Genomic DNA, 14,478 nt, shown 5'->3' with positions numbered 1-14,478 from the left:
CTACTTATATTTTTTCAGCACTCTTTCTACACCACTTCGATATGAAGATCCGAAAAGGTTTAGATGTACCAGAGTGGGATAAAGGTTATGGATTTCCATTCTGTTTTCCCATCCCTGTTCTAAGGGGCATTGCTCATTGTAGGCTGCCAAATACAACGGGTTAAAGCCGCCAAACATATAGGTCATCGCTATGTCCATCTCTCTATGTCCATAATAAACGGCTGGGTCAATAAATACCGGTTGTCCTTCCTTTGAACAAAGTAAATTCCCTGACCAAAGATCCCCGTGAAGTAAGCTGGGCTTTTCCACTGGAACTAAGTCAGAAAATTTTTTATAAAACTCCTGAAAATTTTGAAGATGTCCCCTGTCTAACAGGCCATTGTCAAAGGCGTTTTTCACCAAAGGGCTGATTCTTCGCTCAACAAAAAATTTTTCCCATAATGGCTCCTGACTGTTGTCCTGTGACAAAGAACCAATATAATTGTCGTATTCAAGTCCAAAAACTGAAACGCTTTGCTGATGAAGCTCAGACAAAACCTGACCAAATCTTTTCCAGAAGTAATCATTGGTTGGTCCTTCTTCTATGAATTCTACTACAAGGAACTGCCGGTCTTGAAAATCAAACTGATCTATCGTTTTTGGTGTTTGAACCTTTCCTTGTCGCAATAAGTCAAGTCCCTGAGCTTCCTTTTTAAGCATCTTCGGAAAGCGTTCATTATCATTCGCTTTTACTACAAATGATTCCTTCTCGGTTGCACATAAATATACTTGATTGATGTCCCCTCCGGAGAGCCTGGTAAAAGACAAAATAGATGACGATAATCTTTGTTCAATGATTTTTCGATCAATCATGACAAGGTCTTGAGACTAATTCTTATAAACCCATTCTTCCGGGTTTTGTCTGTGTATTTCTTTAAACAGTACAAAGGCCAATATAGTTTTGCCCGTTGATTTATCCGTATGAATCTTTCCCAGTTGCTGTTTGGTGGAAACCAGATCGCCTTTTTGAACAGTCACGTTGTCCAAGTTTTTATAAACCGAAATATAGTTTCCATGCTGCACCAGTATGGCTTTCTTTTTTCCTGGTAAAACCTGAATGGCTAATACTTTACCATCAAAAATCACCCGTGCATTGGCATCCTTCTCAGTGGCGTAGAATACTCCGTTACTTTCAATGGTAATCCCCTTGAGTGTAGGGTGCCTTTGCTTACCATAACGCCGTACGATAACCCCTCTTTCAACAGGTGAAGGTAACTTTCCTTTATTCGAAATAAAGTCTTTTTCCAAGGCGACTGCCTCAGGTGTTAAAGCAAATCCGGAGCTTTTCACATTCGATTCCTTTTTTGACTTGGCAATTGCTTCTGCAATTAACTTCTGAACCTTTGCATCAATTTCTCTTTCTTCTTTTTGCTTTTTATTTATCTGAGCTATATATTTCTTTTCTTTCTTCTTAACCGATCGAACGAGCCCTTCCTGAGATTTTTTCTCTTCACTGATACTATCTTTTTCTCTCAGATTAATTGCGATTAAATCTTCTTTTTCATTTCTCGTTTCTACTAAATAATCTGTTAAATTCTGAAGCTTAACGGTCTCAACCTTGATCTCTTCGCCCTGACGCTCTCTATAGGCTGCATATTGTTTCAAATATTCGAGACGTTTATAGGCCTGTAAAAAACTCTCAGAAGACAATAAAAACATCAAGCGACTGTTTTTTGTTTTGCTTTTATACGATTTCACCACCATGTTGGCATAATCCTTTTTCAGAAATTCCAACCTTTCTTCCAGCATTTTAACCTGCCTTTCATTCTCTTTTATCTCAATTGTTAATTGATTGGTTTCCTCATTAATTGTGTTGATCAATTTTGTTCTAACACCAATACGCTGCACAAGATCAGAAAGATCCGATAACAAGGTTTTCTCTTTTTTTTGAGATTGGAATAATAAGGTATTGATCTGTTTGATTTCTTTTTGAAGTTGAACCCGTTGTTGCTCCAGCTCCTGTCTGGATTGAGAAGAACCTGTAAACGGAAATGACAGTAAAAATAGGAGTATAAGCGTTTTTAATCGAAAATCGATTTTTACCAATCCCGGAGTCTTGTATTCCTCTATGTTAGCTCGAAGTGAGATCATTCAAGTTCAATATTTCTATAGCCCGAAGGTATTGCAAAGGGGAATCTCAAAGGGACATCAAACTGCACATTTTTATAATTTACGTCTATCGTAGTTTTCATTTGATCTGATATGGCCGTGACCAAAAACCCTTTCGGAAACAAAGATTCACTAATTTTATGAAAATCCTTGTATAAAATTGTTAAATTTTGATTCTTTTCAGCATGACCCACTTCTTCCTTTATAACTTTAAAATGAACCGGGTCTATCCAATATTTGATATCAAAAATAGGGTTTCTTTTCTTTGAAAGCAATTCATATTTGCGATCCTTTACACTTACCTCATATTTGTCTTGTTCTAAACTTAAAATTGCTTCCCCTAAAAAAAGGTTTTGCACCTTTACAAAATCAAACTCTGTTCCCAGCCAATTGCTTATTAACTTGAAGTCTCCTTCAAAAGATGTTTTTCCAATTTTTTCATAAAATTTCACCTCATCGGGTGTAATTTTAAGTTTGGCCACCGGAAATCCTAATTTAGAAAAATTAAGCCAAATAATAGAGTCCTTTACCATTCTTAGCGAAGCGCTTATATTAGGTAACTCTTCTTTCCCTTTGTATTTAATGCTCATTGAAGCCTTCACAGTTTTTCTGTTAAAGCTAGCTGCAGTATTCTTCTTTACAATAGCTTTAGACGATAAACCAGGTATGCTTTTATCAGAAACTTTTGAAGATTTACATGAAGCGAAAGCGAAGATTATAATTAATAAAGTAACTGTTTTACGCATACTTGTATTTTAATTCGCCCTTAGATCGGCTGCTTTATTATAATATTCAGAAGCTTTTTTATTGTCTCCCATTGCTTTTAGACTTAAACTTATTTCTTCAAATATATCTGCTTTTAAAGAATTGTCATCAATAATATAATCTAAACCTTCTTCTAAACTAAGCTTTGCTTCCTTATATTTTCTCAATCTATTCAATGCCCTTCCGTTCATCAAATATAGGTAGGGCTGCGCCGGAAACAACGACAATCCCTCTTCACTATCCTTCAAGAGCTCAACGTATTGTTTTGATTTGTACTGGCTATCCAGTAGTAGTTTTAATGAGCTATAATCTTTCTTTAGATTGAAGTCATCTTTTAAAATATCCACTTTTCTTTTTGGAACCTCTTCGTATACCGGTTCCGCCGACTGTTCTATAGGACCGTTAACATCCTGAACAAGAGATTCTTTTAAAGACCGAAGACCTTTGGGAAGCTTGTTGTTGTCATCTAACTTCTTTAATAGTTCGGTAGCACTTTCAATTTCACCTGCCTTGATATACAAAATAACCAAATCTGATTCTTCATCCGGTTTAAGACTAATAATCTTGTTTTGAATTTTTATGGCTCCTAAATAGTCATTTTGCTTTGTTTTAATCTCCTTCAGATGCCTTAGCATATATAAATTATCCGGATCCTGCTCCAACCCTTTTAAAATGTAGTATTCCGCTTCTGTGTATTTAATCAGCAAGGCATAATTCTTTGAAAGCTCAAACAATACTGCCACGTTGTTCTTGTCAATATTATTACAGGCCTCCAAGGCATAAACAGCCTTGTCATAATTCCCAATAGACTTCTGCTGTAAAGACTCAAAAAAGAAGGTTTGAAAATTAATGTTTTGCTGCTCTACCAGCATTTCTTCACTGGAAACAACATCTTCCTGGCCCATCGCAAGAAAAGAGCATAAAAATGCTCCTGCCATCATTGCCATATGTTTCCTCCATCGAATCATCTCTATTTTAAAACTGAATAATCACCCAGGCTAACAGATGTAAACTTTCCATCAAAATAAACATTGTTCCCTATCATGGCATCTTTCAAATTTGCATTCAAAATTGATGTATTAGTTTGAATCATTGAATCAGCAATATGAGAATTTTCTACCACACTTTTGTCCCCCAATGACACATTCGGTCCTATCTTGCTGTTTTTTAAGACTACATTTTCACCAATATAACATGGTTCAATTATTTCAGAATTCTCTAATACTACGGTCGGAGAAATCAAATTTTCTTCGGCTTCTTTAGAAAATCTTAAAATCTTACCGTTTGTATCTACCGTAATGTCTTTGTTCCCACAATCCATCCATTCATTCACTTCTCCGGGAACAAACCTCGAGCCGTTTCTTTTCATATTTTCCAACGCACTGGTCAGTTGAAACTCTCCTCTATCTGTGATATTATTGTCAAGTAAATATTGTATTTCCTGACGTAGCTTTCCTCCGTTTTTAAAGTAATAAATCCCAATAATGGCCAAATCAGAAATATATTCAGTGGGTTTTTCAACGAAATCAGTGATAATTCCATCCTTGAGCTTTACAACTCCATACGCACTGGGATCTTCTACCTGTTTCACCCAAATGACTCCATCCGATGCTTCATCAAGTGAAAAGTCTGCCTTAAATAACGTGTCGGCGAAAGCAACCACGCAGGGTCCTTCTAAAGATTCTTCGGCACAGTGAATGGCATGGGCAATACCCAATGGATTCTCCTGTACAAATATTTTTCCAACTGCTCCGAGATCTCTTGCGATTTCCATTAATTTTTCCTCTGTATTCTTTGGAAATGCGGGGCCGATGACAAAAGCAATTTCTTCCACTTTTTGATCAACCACCTTAACGATATCCTCCACCAATCTTTGAACGATAGGTTTGCCGGCTATAAGTGTTAACGGTTTTGGAATTGTAAGCGTATGTGGCCTTAATCTTGAACCAATTCCGGCCATGGGGACAATAATTTTCATCTATAAAAAAGTTTCCTTTAAAACGTCCAAATATACATAAAATTGTAAATGCCTAGTTCCCCTTAGAAAGTATCAAGGCTCCGTCAACACTCGTGTCATGAAAAGTGATTCCCAAATTATCACAGGTCTTTTTCCACAAAGCCTTTGAGCTCGGGTAATTTGATCCATCGGCAACAACCAAAGAGGGAGTCACTCTTTCTAAAAGCCGCTGCAAATTGAGCTTTGGCGATTTGATCAAAATAAGTATGTCGGGGTCAAATCCAAAATCCCTGTCAATAAGAGCATTGTCAATTAACAAAATACGTTTCGCATCAAATCGATAAAAGTGTCTTATTTGATTTAAGTTCTCTTGCCGCAATCTGATAAATAGTCGGCTATAGTTTTCTAAACTTTTGTTGACACCTGAATCCTTTTCGGTACTATCTGTATAAACCTTCAGCCTGTTGCCGTATCGAATTGCCAACAGGCTATTTTGGTAACTGTGAAAGACTATAAAATTCGAGGACAATTGAAATACCTTGTCCTGTACCAGGAGATTTGTTGATATCAGAGAAAAGCATAACACCACAGTGAGTATTCTGGAAAATGATCTCTGGCTAATACATTTAAGAACAAAGTATATTGTGAAATATCCCAGTACTAATAAGGTTCGATCGAAATAAAAATCCCTAACAATGAATGCTTCCATTTCACCAATAAAACTGACCACCTGATTCATACATTCTATCAGATAACCATAAAACCTGACATAGATCTTTGGCAGATAATTGAATTGAACCAGCACAATTAAAAGATATCCACCTCCCAGAAGAACACCAAGAGCCGGAATTAATAAGATACTGGATAACATAAAAACAGCCGAAAAGTGATGAAAATAATACAATGTTAATGGAAGGACCCCCAGTTGTGCAGCCGTTGAAATTGCGACAATATCCCAAAAATATCGAAGAATCTTATCGGGAGGGTTCCATAATTTTTTAATTTTTGGTCCAACATAAATAATTGATAGAACAGCCATATAGCTGAGCTGAAACCCCAGATCGAAAACATATAATGGATTAAACAGCAGACTTATAAAGGCAGCTATAAAGAGATAATGATCCAGCTTCGAGCTTCTGTTTGAAATCATCCCCAACGATAAAATGCTAAACATGGTAACTGCTCTGACAACTGAGGCTGACAAACCTGATATAAATGCAAAAAACCACAAGAATAGCACAAGTACGAAACCCCTGAATATAGCACCATGTCTCCATCGTGTTATCGGAACTAGAAAAACATTCAAAATCATCATTAGAACACCAATATGAAGGCCTGAGATTGCTAAAATATGCATGGCTCCAGCATTCTTATAATCGTTTTTTAATTCCTTTGACAGATCTCTCTTGTCGCCGAGTAACAGGGCTTCTATAACCATCCGTTGATTCTCCGAGAAATCTTGTTTCTTTAAAACCTCAACAATTCGATCTCTGATGATCAAGGCTTTGGACCTCAAAGTTCCCTTCGCCTTCCTTGTTTTTAAAAAATGATCTTTATCCAGCGTTATTTGATCTCTTATTCCTTTACGATTCCAGTAGTCTTTAAAATTAAATGCCCCGGGATTTGTCGGTTTTCTTATCTTCTTGGGTATTTCAGCGCTTATTAAGATATGATCGATACCAATAGGAACTAAAACATCCTTCTTTAAAGCCCTCAATAATACGTGGCCTTCAGTTCGAACACCATCGACACGCGAAATACTCCCTAGATAATTTTGATAAAAGTCGTTTTCTTTTAGCTGCTTTAAAATCTTAATTTCCAGAATGGACCCTTCTCTATAATAATTTGAAAAATGTCTTTTTATCTCTTCTGGCTTTGATACTGTACTGGTCAATATTCCTAAGGAGAATATGCTTGAAAATGTTAGGATCACAAATAGATAGGGTGGTGAGAAGACCTTATTTGCATAAAAATGAGCGCGCGCCAGGAGAATTAATAAAGTAATACTTAAGAATGAAACAGAGGTTATGCTAATTTCAAAAAAAAACCTGTTACTATTCCCAATATCAGAAATATAGAAAAATGCAAAGCAGGAAACTTTAAATCTAACAAACCATCTCTTTCTTTTTTATGTTCATGCGAATCTATAGTAAGCATTCAAAAAAAAGGTGCCTCAAATGAGGCACCTTCTTCCATATCAAATTCTTTATTTTACTCTTTTTTATCTCCGGGGTAAGGATATTCTTTTCCATAAGTTTTACTGGTTTCTTCATAAACAGGACGCAATACATCATCAACATCCCAGGTGCCTTCGGAAATAAATTTTGAATATGGTAACTTCCATCCCAGTCGCTCGCTCCATGCCTCCCTATCAGAGGCTTTAGGCGGCTGTGCTTTTATGGTCCCTGGTGGAGCCCATGTTCGTTCTTCTACCACTGCCATTCTGGTTGTGATAGTATCTTTTGTAACATTCCATACCATAAAATCTTGTGCAAGACTTAGAGGGCCATCGTAAGTTGATCTAATCCCTGCCTGAATTTGAGGAGCTGTATCAAAATCGTTAAAGAAATGATAGGCCACTGCCATTCTCGGTTGAATTGAACTCATCACTTTACCAAAAGCTTCAGGTGCTGTATGAATCTGTGTACCAACTTGAAGAGCTGATTCAGGCGTAAATCTCATCTTTGAGATTAATTCAGGGACTGCAATAAAGCATTCATGGATGGCGATATCAGCATTTCTTGCATATTCGTCAAACCATTTATTAGGATAAGTATCGCTTCCAAAAACAAATTTAAGCCCGTTCCATTCCAAACCAAAACTAACCGATCCATCAAGTGAATGAACCGCTGGGAATGATCTCACTTTAACACCATTTTTATCGTATATGATTTCATTTACCCCCTTGTAATCAAATTCATGAATTTCAGTACGGAATCCTCTCATATCAACATTTCCAGCCCGACCTGCTAAATCCCAAGTATACATTTCTTCCATTTTCTGAATCGCATATTTCGTTCCCAGTTCGGGTGTAGGTCCACTTGGCCCCCAAATTTCTAATGGAACCCTTCTGCCCATTAATCCTCCTCCAATAAAAAGTTCTCCTATGGCTCCAAAATGATCTCCATGCAAATGACCTATAAAAACTTTATTTAAATAATCATAAGGAATCTGTAAACTGGAAATACGTTCGGCTGAACCAGAACCAATATCAAATAAAAACTTGTCACCATTGCCCAACTCAACTAAGAAACAAGCTGCTGCCTGAGCGGCTCGAGTGGTAGGCATCCCTGTTCCACAAGCAATGACTCTCATTTCGTCTGCTGCTAATTCTTCTGTGTTTGGAAAATACCATTCCCTATTCACATCTGCTTCTGATGTTGCCGAAACTTCGCTTGGGCTAGAACTAAAAGCAAGCAAGGAAATACTCACAACAGAAATCATTAAGCCAATGAAAATTCCTACAATTAATACTCTGGATTTACTCATAACTATTCGGATTGGTTAATATCTCGAATAAAGTTACGAAAAATTTAATTACAAAAACTTTTCTAATTACTCTATATCAGATTGTTAAAAATACAGTTCTCAGCAACTGAAGATACTAATCAGATTATCTATGTTCAAAAGTCAGGTTCATCATCAGATAAAATTTAATTGTTTTATTTTTACGTCAACAAATGCGAAACCTTTGCAAAAGATCCCACGTATTTCATTTCGCCAAATAAACAAACTGGCTATACCTGCTATTATTTCAGGTATCGCGGAGCCTTTATTGTCTATTACTGATACGGCCATTGTTGGCAATATTGAAATTAATCCTACCGAAGCCTTAGCAGCGGTTGGGATTGCCGGGTCATTCATCTCTGCCATTGTCTGGATTCTGGCACAGACCAGATCTGCTATATCAGCCATCATTGCACAATACTATGGTAGTAAAAAATTGAAAGACATAGAAAATCTTCCGGCTCAGATCATTTTTATCAATGTTCTTTTGAGTCTGTTTATTTATGCGATTACTGTTTTCTTTATAACTTCTATTTTTCAACTGTACAATGCCACTGGGCTCATCCTCGAACAATCCGTTTCCTATTATAAAATAAGGGCCATTGGCCTCCCCTTAACTTTATTTGTATTTTCTGTTTTTGGTGTGTTTAGGGGGCTTCAAAACACGTTTTGGCCTATGGTGATCAGCATTGTAGGAGCATCTCTTAACATTGCCCTTGATTTTATGCTGGTTTTTGGAATTGAAGGATACATCCCCGCGCTGCATGTGGAAGGCGCCGCTTGGGCAAGTGTTATTGCCCAGGGAGTAATGACCTTGCTGGCACTTATTCTTCTGATCGTTAAAACACCTTTTTCCCTAAAGCTTGTATTCCCTTTTCATCCGGAGATCAAACGCCTGTTATCGCTCAGTTTTAACCTGATAATAAGAGCTATCTCTCTGAATATTGCCTTGTATATGGCAAACGCTTATGCCACTAAATACGGTGCCAACTATATTGCTGCTCAAACCATTGCCTTTCAGATATGGCTGTTTTTTGCTTTCTTTATCGACGGCTATTCAAGCGTAGGAAACATTATGTCAGGAAAATTTCTTGGTCAAAAAAACTATGCTCATATCTGGAAATTAAGCCGTCAGCTCAATGTTTATACCTTTATCATTTCTGTACTTCTCGGGGCTCTTTGCTTTTTATGGTACACAGACATCGGTCTATTATTTAGCAGAGATGAGGAGGTTTTAAGCCTATTCTATGGCATCTTCTGGATTGTCATCATTATGCAGCCAGTCAATGCCGTCGCATTTGTTTTTGACGGTATCTTTAAAGGCCTTGCCGAGGCTGTAATTCTAAGAAACACCCTACTGGCCGCTACTTTTTTAGGTTTTATTCCTACGCTGTTGTTAGGCGATCATTTTGATTTAAAATTATATGCCATTTGGATCGCATTTTTTGTCTGGATGCTCTTACGTGGAGGAATACTTGTCGTTATTTTTAATAAAAGATACATCCCTAAAACGCTATCATGACATAAGTTAGGTTTTTAGCCAAGTTCATTCCTTAATTTTATCATGAATTTTAAGTATCTGATCATGAAAAAATTAATCATCCTTTCAAGTCTTCTAATAGGTTTAAGTTTATCGTCCTTATACTCACAAGAAATAAGTCCTTACATATTGGTAGGTGAGAACTCTGAATCCATTGAAAATACTGAGCAATTGGTAGTAAAAAAAATGACTACTGCCGGTTTTGAAATTATTGGCCAATACCATCCGGAAAACAATCAGACCCTTAAAGTTATTGTATACACCAGAAAAGATTTGCAAGATATTTCCTTAAAAGTGGAAGATAGGGGCGCCTTAGCCGCCGCCTTAAAAATAGGTCTTAAAAGCGACGGACCAGGAACAAGCATCAGCTATTTAAATCCTGAATACCTTTTCCAGGCGTATTTTATGGATTCTTATGATAAGCACAGTTCAGGTCTTAAAAAAATTGCTACCGATGTAGCAAGCACTCTCTCTGCTTTGGGAGATAAGAACACTGGTTTTGGCGGGTCAATGACCGCAGAGGAATTAAGGGAATATCATTATAAAATGATGATGCCTTACTTTACCGATCCTGTTGAACTAAAAGAATTCAGCAGTTTTGAACAGGGAATTAGTACCATAGAAAAAAACTTGAAGGCAAATAAAAATGGTACTAAATTGGTCTACACGCTTCAATTTCCTGAACACAAAGTCGCGGTGTTTGGCATAGGATTGCTGGATGAAGAAGAGGGTGAAAAAGAATTTCTCCCAATTATTGGAGAATCTCATCTTGCTGCTTTACCCTATGAAATAATTCTTCAGGGAACCGAGGCTACGATGCTACATGGCAGATATAGATTGGCACTACATTGGCCGGAATTAACGATGGGAACCTTTATGAAAATAAGAAATACTCCCGGTGATGTTAAAGACGCCTTTGAGGCCATCTGCGAGTAGGTCAATTCATAAAAAACAACCGGTTTATGAGTTTTTAATGATCAATTTTGCCGTCTTCTCACTGGCGCCTTTCCCGCCAAGCGCCTGTTCCAGTTCATAATAATGATCAAACATATGCTCACGCTCTTTTATGTCCAGTATTTTGAATAATTCATTTTCAAGATTGCTCTCATTGAATTCGTCCTGTATCAATTCAGTGACTACCTCCTTATCAAGAATAAGGTTCACAAGAGAAATATATTTAACATTGACCAGGCGCTTTCCGATCTGGTAAGAAATTTCGTTCCCTTTATAGCAAACTACTTCAGGAATTTTAAAGAGTGCTGTTTCCAGTGTTGCCGTTCCTGAGGTTACCAAGGCAGCTGTTGACACCGACAACAAATCGTATGTTTTATTTTCAACAATAGCAATATTTTCACCGCTTAAAAAGCTTTGATAAAATGAGCGTTCCTGACTGGGTGCTCCGGCAATCACAAACTGATGGTCAGGAAATTTTGGAGCCATTTTCAGCATTACCGATAACATTTTCGTTATTTCCTGTTTTCTGCTTCCTGGCAATAGTGCCACAATTGGCTTGTCATTTAATCCATTTTCTTTTGCAAATACTGACGGATCAACAGGTTTTCTATGGGCAATCGCATCCAATAGTGGATGACCTACAAAATTCACAGGATAATCATGCTTATCCTCATAAAAAGTCCTTTCAAAAGGTAATATCACGTACATATGATCAATATCTCTTTTAATTTTGCTGATCCTGTTTTCCTTCCATGCCCAAATTTGAGGTGAAATATAATAATGAACTGTGATTCCGTTCTTTTTAGCAAATTCGGCAATTCGTAAATTGAAGCCAGGGTAATCAACTAAAATAAGTACATCGGGAGCATAATTCAGCAAATCCTTTTTGCAAAACTTAATATTGTTCAAGATGGTTCTGAGGTTCATAATCACTTCCGCAAAGCCCATGAAAGCTAAGTCACGATAGTGTTTCACCAGCGTGCCTCCTACCTCTTTCATCAGATCTCCTCCCCAGAATCTGAAATCAGCATGGCTGTCTTCCTTAATTAAAGACTTCATGAGATTCGACGCGTGAAGGTCTCCTGATGCTTCTCCTGAAATAATATAGTATTTCAACTTTTCTACTTTATGATTAAACCTGTATTTACTATAAAAACTTACTTAACAAAATCAAAAATGCCACGAAAAAACAGGCCAGTAAAACACCTCTTGCTCTAAGGTCTTGTTTCTTTTTCAAAAAGATAAAAAACACAAACAGATTAGGGATCGCAGCAAGGCCCAAAACTTTACCGTATAAGTTTCCTTCGTGCAGGATCTTTAGGGTCTCATCAAAACTATAGGTAGAGACAAATTCCACGTAGATATAAAAACCAAAAGCCGTGGCAATCAACCCGATCACAAAGCCTATAATTATTTCTTTTTTCATTACAATTTCCAATTATTTAACGTAGGTAAAAAATGATGAGCCGTCAGGTCAAACCCCACCGGAACCACTGAAACATAGCCATTCTCAAGAGCCCAGATATCTGTGTCTTCGCCATTATCCATGTTCACAAACTTACCCGTTAACCAATAATACTCCTTTCCCTGAGGATTGACTCTTTTATCAAATTCTTCCACCCAGTTGGCTCTTGCCTGTCTGCAAATCTTGACTCCTTGAAACTCTTTTGATTCAATTTTAGGAAAGTTCACATTGAGCACCACACCATCAGGTAATCCTTTTTCCAGCACATTCAGTGCCATTTGTTTAATGTGTTTTTTTAAGTGGTCAAAGTCAGCATTCCAGGAAAAATCCAAGAGGGAAAAACCAATGGCTGGAATCCCTTCAATACCTGCTTCAATCGCCGCACTCATGGTCCCGGAATAAATAACATTGATGGAACTATTAGCACCGTGATTTATACCTGATACACAAAGGTCTGGCTTCTTATTCAAAATCTCAGAAATAGCCATCTTTACACAATCTGCAGGAGTTCCCGAACATCTGTATTCCAATTGAGGGCCTTCATCTATCGTTACTGCATCACAATAAATTGTTGAATCCAAAGTTATAGCATGACCCATTCCACTCTGTGGACTGTCAGGAGCAATTACAATAACATCTCCGATTTCATTCATGACGGAGATCAATGTTCTTATGCCTGGTGCCGTAATGCCGTCATCATTCGTAACCAGGATCAAGGGCCGTTTTTGCATTATTAGAGAATTTAAAACAAAAATAAACCTTTTGGCGTTACCGTTTGAGAATTATGTTTAACATTTAATTGTGAGCCAAATCGCTAATTATTAGCTACTATTGTGTTCTGTTTCAATGAAAATTCAAGACATTTGTCAGAATTATTATTAATTTCGTCGCAAGAAATGCGCTTTTTAGTATATTGTCTGATTGTTGTGAATAATGTAGTAGTGAATAAATGAATAAAATTTCCCTCTTTATGAAAAAACAGTATAAAATAATATTACCTCTCATCATTGTGGCCGGAATGTTATTTGGATTCCAAATAGCGAATAAACCAGATCCGGAAAAAGATAAAGTTTTGATTGGTTTGGTAAGATACGCTTTGAAACAAGGCCATTACGAACCACATCAGATTAATGATGAGTTCTCTGAAAAAGTTTACACTGATTTTATAGATGCTTTAGATCCTTACAAGCGATTTTTCATTCAGAGTGATCTGGATGAACTTGCTGTTTTCAAAACCTTGATTGATGATCAAATAAAAAGTGAGGACCTCACATTTTATAATGTTGTGATGGATCGGTTCAATCAAAGAGTCTTGGAATCTCAAAATTACTATAGAGATATTCTACAGGAGCCGTTTGACTTTAATAAAGAAGATAGCTTTGATATTGACTATGACAAAAAGAAATATGCGGCCAATCAGGCAGAATTAATTCAAAATTGGCATAAACAGTTAAAGGTTAGCACACTTTCGAGATTGCACGAAAAGATCCAATTACAGGAATCTATGGCGACAACGGATCAGGCTGGGACCGAAGATGTAACAGTTGAGGTAGAAAACACAACAGAAGTTAAATCTTTTGCACAGCTTGAGATAGATTCTCGTGAAGCCGCTGAAAAAAGCCTTGACGATTTATATACCTTAATGTCGGAACTTGATGATACAGATTGGTTTGCCATCTTTATTAATACCATGACCGTTCAATTTGATCCTCATACGAACTATTTTGCGCCAAAAGATAAAAAGCGCTTTGATATCAGTATGGCAGGAAAACTCGAAGGTATTGGAGCAAGACTTCAAAAAAGAGATGATTACACACGTGTAGCAGAATTAATTTCTGGAGGGCCTGCCTGGAGAGGTGGTGAATTGGAAGTTGGAGATTTAATCTTAAAAGTAGGGCAAGGAGATGAATTGCCAGTTGATATTGTTGGTATGCGTTTAGATGATGCTATTGAATATATCAAAGGAAAAAAAGGAACCGAAGTTAAATTAACGGTTAAAAAAATAGATGGTTCAGTTTCAGTGATATCGATTATCAGAGATATTGTTGAATTGGAAGAAACTTTCGTAAAATCAAGTTTGGTTGAAGTTGATAATCGCAAATTTGGCGTCATCAACCTTCCGAAATTCTATATTGATTTTAA

13 protein-coding genes are annotated in these 14,478 nt (G+C 37.0%); 3 read left to right on the top strand and 10 right to left on the bottom strand.

Annotated features, from left to right (window positions below; all coding sequences use genetic code 11):
• The 7 genes from ACR2MV_RS00420 to gntH all read right to left on the bottom strand — a co-directional run bounded on the left by ACR2MV_RS00420 (nucleotide 1) and on the right by gntH (nucleotide 8,359).
• Nucleotides 1-852 carry a fructosamine kinase family protein gene (locus ACR2MV_RS00420; protein ID WP_434019889.1) on the bottom strand — a complete coding sequence of 284 codons (852 nt, stop codon included), beginning with the start codon at nucleotides 850-852 and terminating at the stop codon, nucleotides 1-3.
• Between the two features lie 15 nt (nucleotides 853-867).
• The gene (locus ACR2MV_RS00415; protein ID WP_434019888.1) at nucleotides 868-2,130 is read right to left on the bottom strand and encodes a murein hydrolase activator EnvC family protein; all 1,263 of its coding nucleotides are present in this window, start codon (nucleotides 2,128-2,130) and stop codon (nucleotides 868-870) included.
• The gene (locus ACR2MV_RS00410; RefSeq protein ID WP_434019887.1) at nucleotides 2,127-2,894 is read right to left on the bottom strand and encodes a DUF4292 domain-containing protein; all 768 of its coding nucleotides are present in this window, start codon (nucleotides 2,892-2,894) and stop codon (nucleotides 2,127-2,129) included. Before ACR2MV_RS00410 ends, ACR2MV_RS00415 begins: the two co-directional genes overlap by 4 nt.
• 9 nt (nucleotides 2,895-2,903) lie before the next feature.
• Nucleotides 2,904-3,881, bottom strand: coding sequence for a tetratricopeptide repeat protein (locus ACR2MV_RS00405; protein ID WP_434019886.1), 978 nt, complete (start codon nucleotides 3,879-3,881; stop codon nucleotides 2,904-2,906).
• A gap of 2 nt (nucleotides 3,882-3,883) precedes the next feature.
• Nucleotides 3,884-4,891 (bottom strand): sugar phosphate nucleotidyltransferase, encoded by a 1,008-nt coding sequence (locus tag ACR2MV_RS00400; protein WP_434019885.1) that lies wholly within the window; start codon nucleotides 4,889-4,891, stop codon nucleotides 3,884-3,886.
• 52 nt (nucleotides 4,892-4,943) lie between these two features.
• A complete protein-coding gene (locus ACR2MV_RS00395; protein ID WP_434019956.1) occupies nucleotides 4,944-6,875 on the bottom strand; it encodes a ComEC/Rec2 family competence protein in 1,932 nt (643 codons plus the stop codon).
• A gap of 206 nt (nucleotides 6,876-7,081) precedes the next feature.
• Entirely contained in the window at nucleotides 7,082-8,359 is a 1,278-nt protein-coding gene (gene gntH, locus ACR2MV_RS00390) for a guanitoxin biosynthesis MBL fold metallo-hydrolase GntH (protein ID WP_434019884.1), read from the bottom strand.
• A gap of 202 nt (nucleotides 8,360-8,561) precedes the next feature.
• Here gntH and ACR2MV_RS00385 point away from each other — a divergent pair, with 202 nt between their 5' ends.
• Together ACR2MV_RS00385 and ACR2MV_RS00380 are read left to right on the top strand one after the other, a co-directional pair.
• The gene (locus tag ACR2MV_RS00385) at nucleotides 8,562-9,899 is read left to right on the top strand and encodes an MATE family efflux transporter (RefSeq protein ID WP_434019883.1); all 1,338 of its coding nucleotides are present in this window, start codon (nucleotides 8,562-8,564) and stop codon (nucleotides 9,897-9,899) included.
• 63 nt (nucleotides 9,900-9,962) lie between these two features.
• Nucleotides 9,963-10,853, top strand: coding sequence for a hypothetical protein (locus ACR2MV_RS00380; RefSeq protein ID WP_434019882.1), 891 nt, complete (start codon nucleotides 9,963-9,965; stop codon nucleotides 10,851-10,853).
• Nucleotides 10,854-10,877: 24 nt separating this feature from the next.
• Here the strand turns inward: ACR2MV_RS00380 and lpxB are convergent, their stop codons facing one another.
• The 3 genes from lpxB to surE are packed head-to-tail and all read right to left on the bottom strand — an operon-like array spanning nucleotide 10,878 to nucleotide 13,067.
• Entirely contained in the window at nucleotides 10,878-11,987 is a 1,110-nt protein-coding gene (gene lpxB, locus ACR2MV_RS00375) for a lipid-A-disaccharide synthase (RefSeq protein ID WP_434019881.1), read from the bottom strand.
• 31 nt (nucleotides 11,988-12,018) lie between these two features.
• Nucleotides 12,019-12,297 (bottom strand): hypothetical protein, encoded by a 279-nt coding sequence (locus tag ACR2MV_RS00370; protein WP_434019880.1) that lies wholly within the window; start codon nucleotides 12,295-12,297, stop codon nucleotides 12,019-12,021.
• Nucleotides 12,297-13,067, bottom strand: a complete 771-nt coding sequence (surE, locus tag ACR2MV_RS00365) for a 5'/3'-nucleotidase SurE (RefSeq protein WP_434019879.1) — start codon at nucleotides 13,065-13,067, stop codon at nucleotides 12,297-12,299. The genes ACR2MV_RS00370 and surE overlap by 1 nt, the downstream gene beginning before the upstream one ends.
• 239 nt (nucleotides 13,068-13,306) lie before the next feature.
• Between surE and ACR2MV_RS00360 the strand changes: the two genes are divergently transcribed.
• A partial coding sequence (locus tag ACR2MV_RS00360; protein WP_434019878.1) for a PDZ domain-containing protein occupies nucleotides 13,307-14,478 on the top strand: 1,172 nt, incomplete at its 3' end.

Origin of the sequence: Lutimonas sp. (assembly GCF_051011215.1) — a bacterium.
Lineage (GTDB): Bacteria > Bacteroidota > Bacteroidia > Flavobacteriales > Flavobacteriaceae > Lutimonas.
This window is presented reverse-complemented; position numbering and strand designations above follow the sequence as displayed.

Coding starts and splice junctions, on each gene's coding strand:
- ACR2MV_RS00420 (WP_434019889.1), bottom strand. CDS start 852: ATGATTGATCGAAAAATCATTGAACAAAGATTATCGTCATCTATTTTG.
- ACR2MV_RS00415 (WP_434019888.1), bottom strand. CDS start 2,130: ATGATCTCACTTCGAGCTAACATAGAGGAATACAAGACTCCGGGATTG.
- ACR2MV_RS00410 (WP_434019887.1), bottom strand. CDS start 2,894: ATGCGTAAAACAGTTACTTTATTAATTATAATCTTCGCTTTCGCTTCA.
- ACR2MV_RS00405 (WP_434019886.1), bottom strand. CDS start 3,881: ATGATTCGATGGAGGAAACATATGGCAATGATGGCAGGAGCATTTTTA.
- ACR2MV_RS00400 (WP_434019885.1), bottom strand. CDS start 4,891: ATGAAAATTATTGTCCCCATGGCCGGAATTGGTTCAAGATTAAGGCCA.
- gntH (WP_434019884.1), bottom strand. CDS start 8,359: ATGAGTAAATCCAGAGTATTAATTGTAGGAATTTTCATTGGCTTAATG.
- ACR2MV_RS00380 (WP_434019882.1), top strand. CDS start 9,963: ATGAAAAAATTAATCATCCTTTCAAGTCTTCTAATAGGTTTAAGTTTA.
- ACR2MV_RS00370 (WP_434019880.1), bottom strand. CDS start 12,297: ATGAAAAAAGAAATAATTATAGGCTTTGTGATCGGGTTGATTGCCACG.
- surE (WP_434019879.1), bottom strand. CDS start 13,067: ATGCAAAAACGGCCCTTGATCCTGGTTACGAATGATGACGGCATTACG.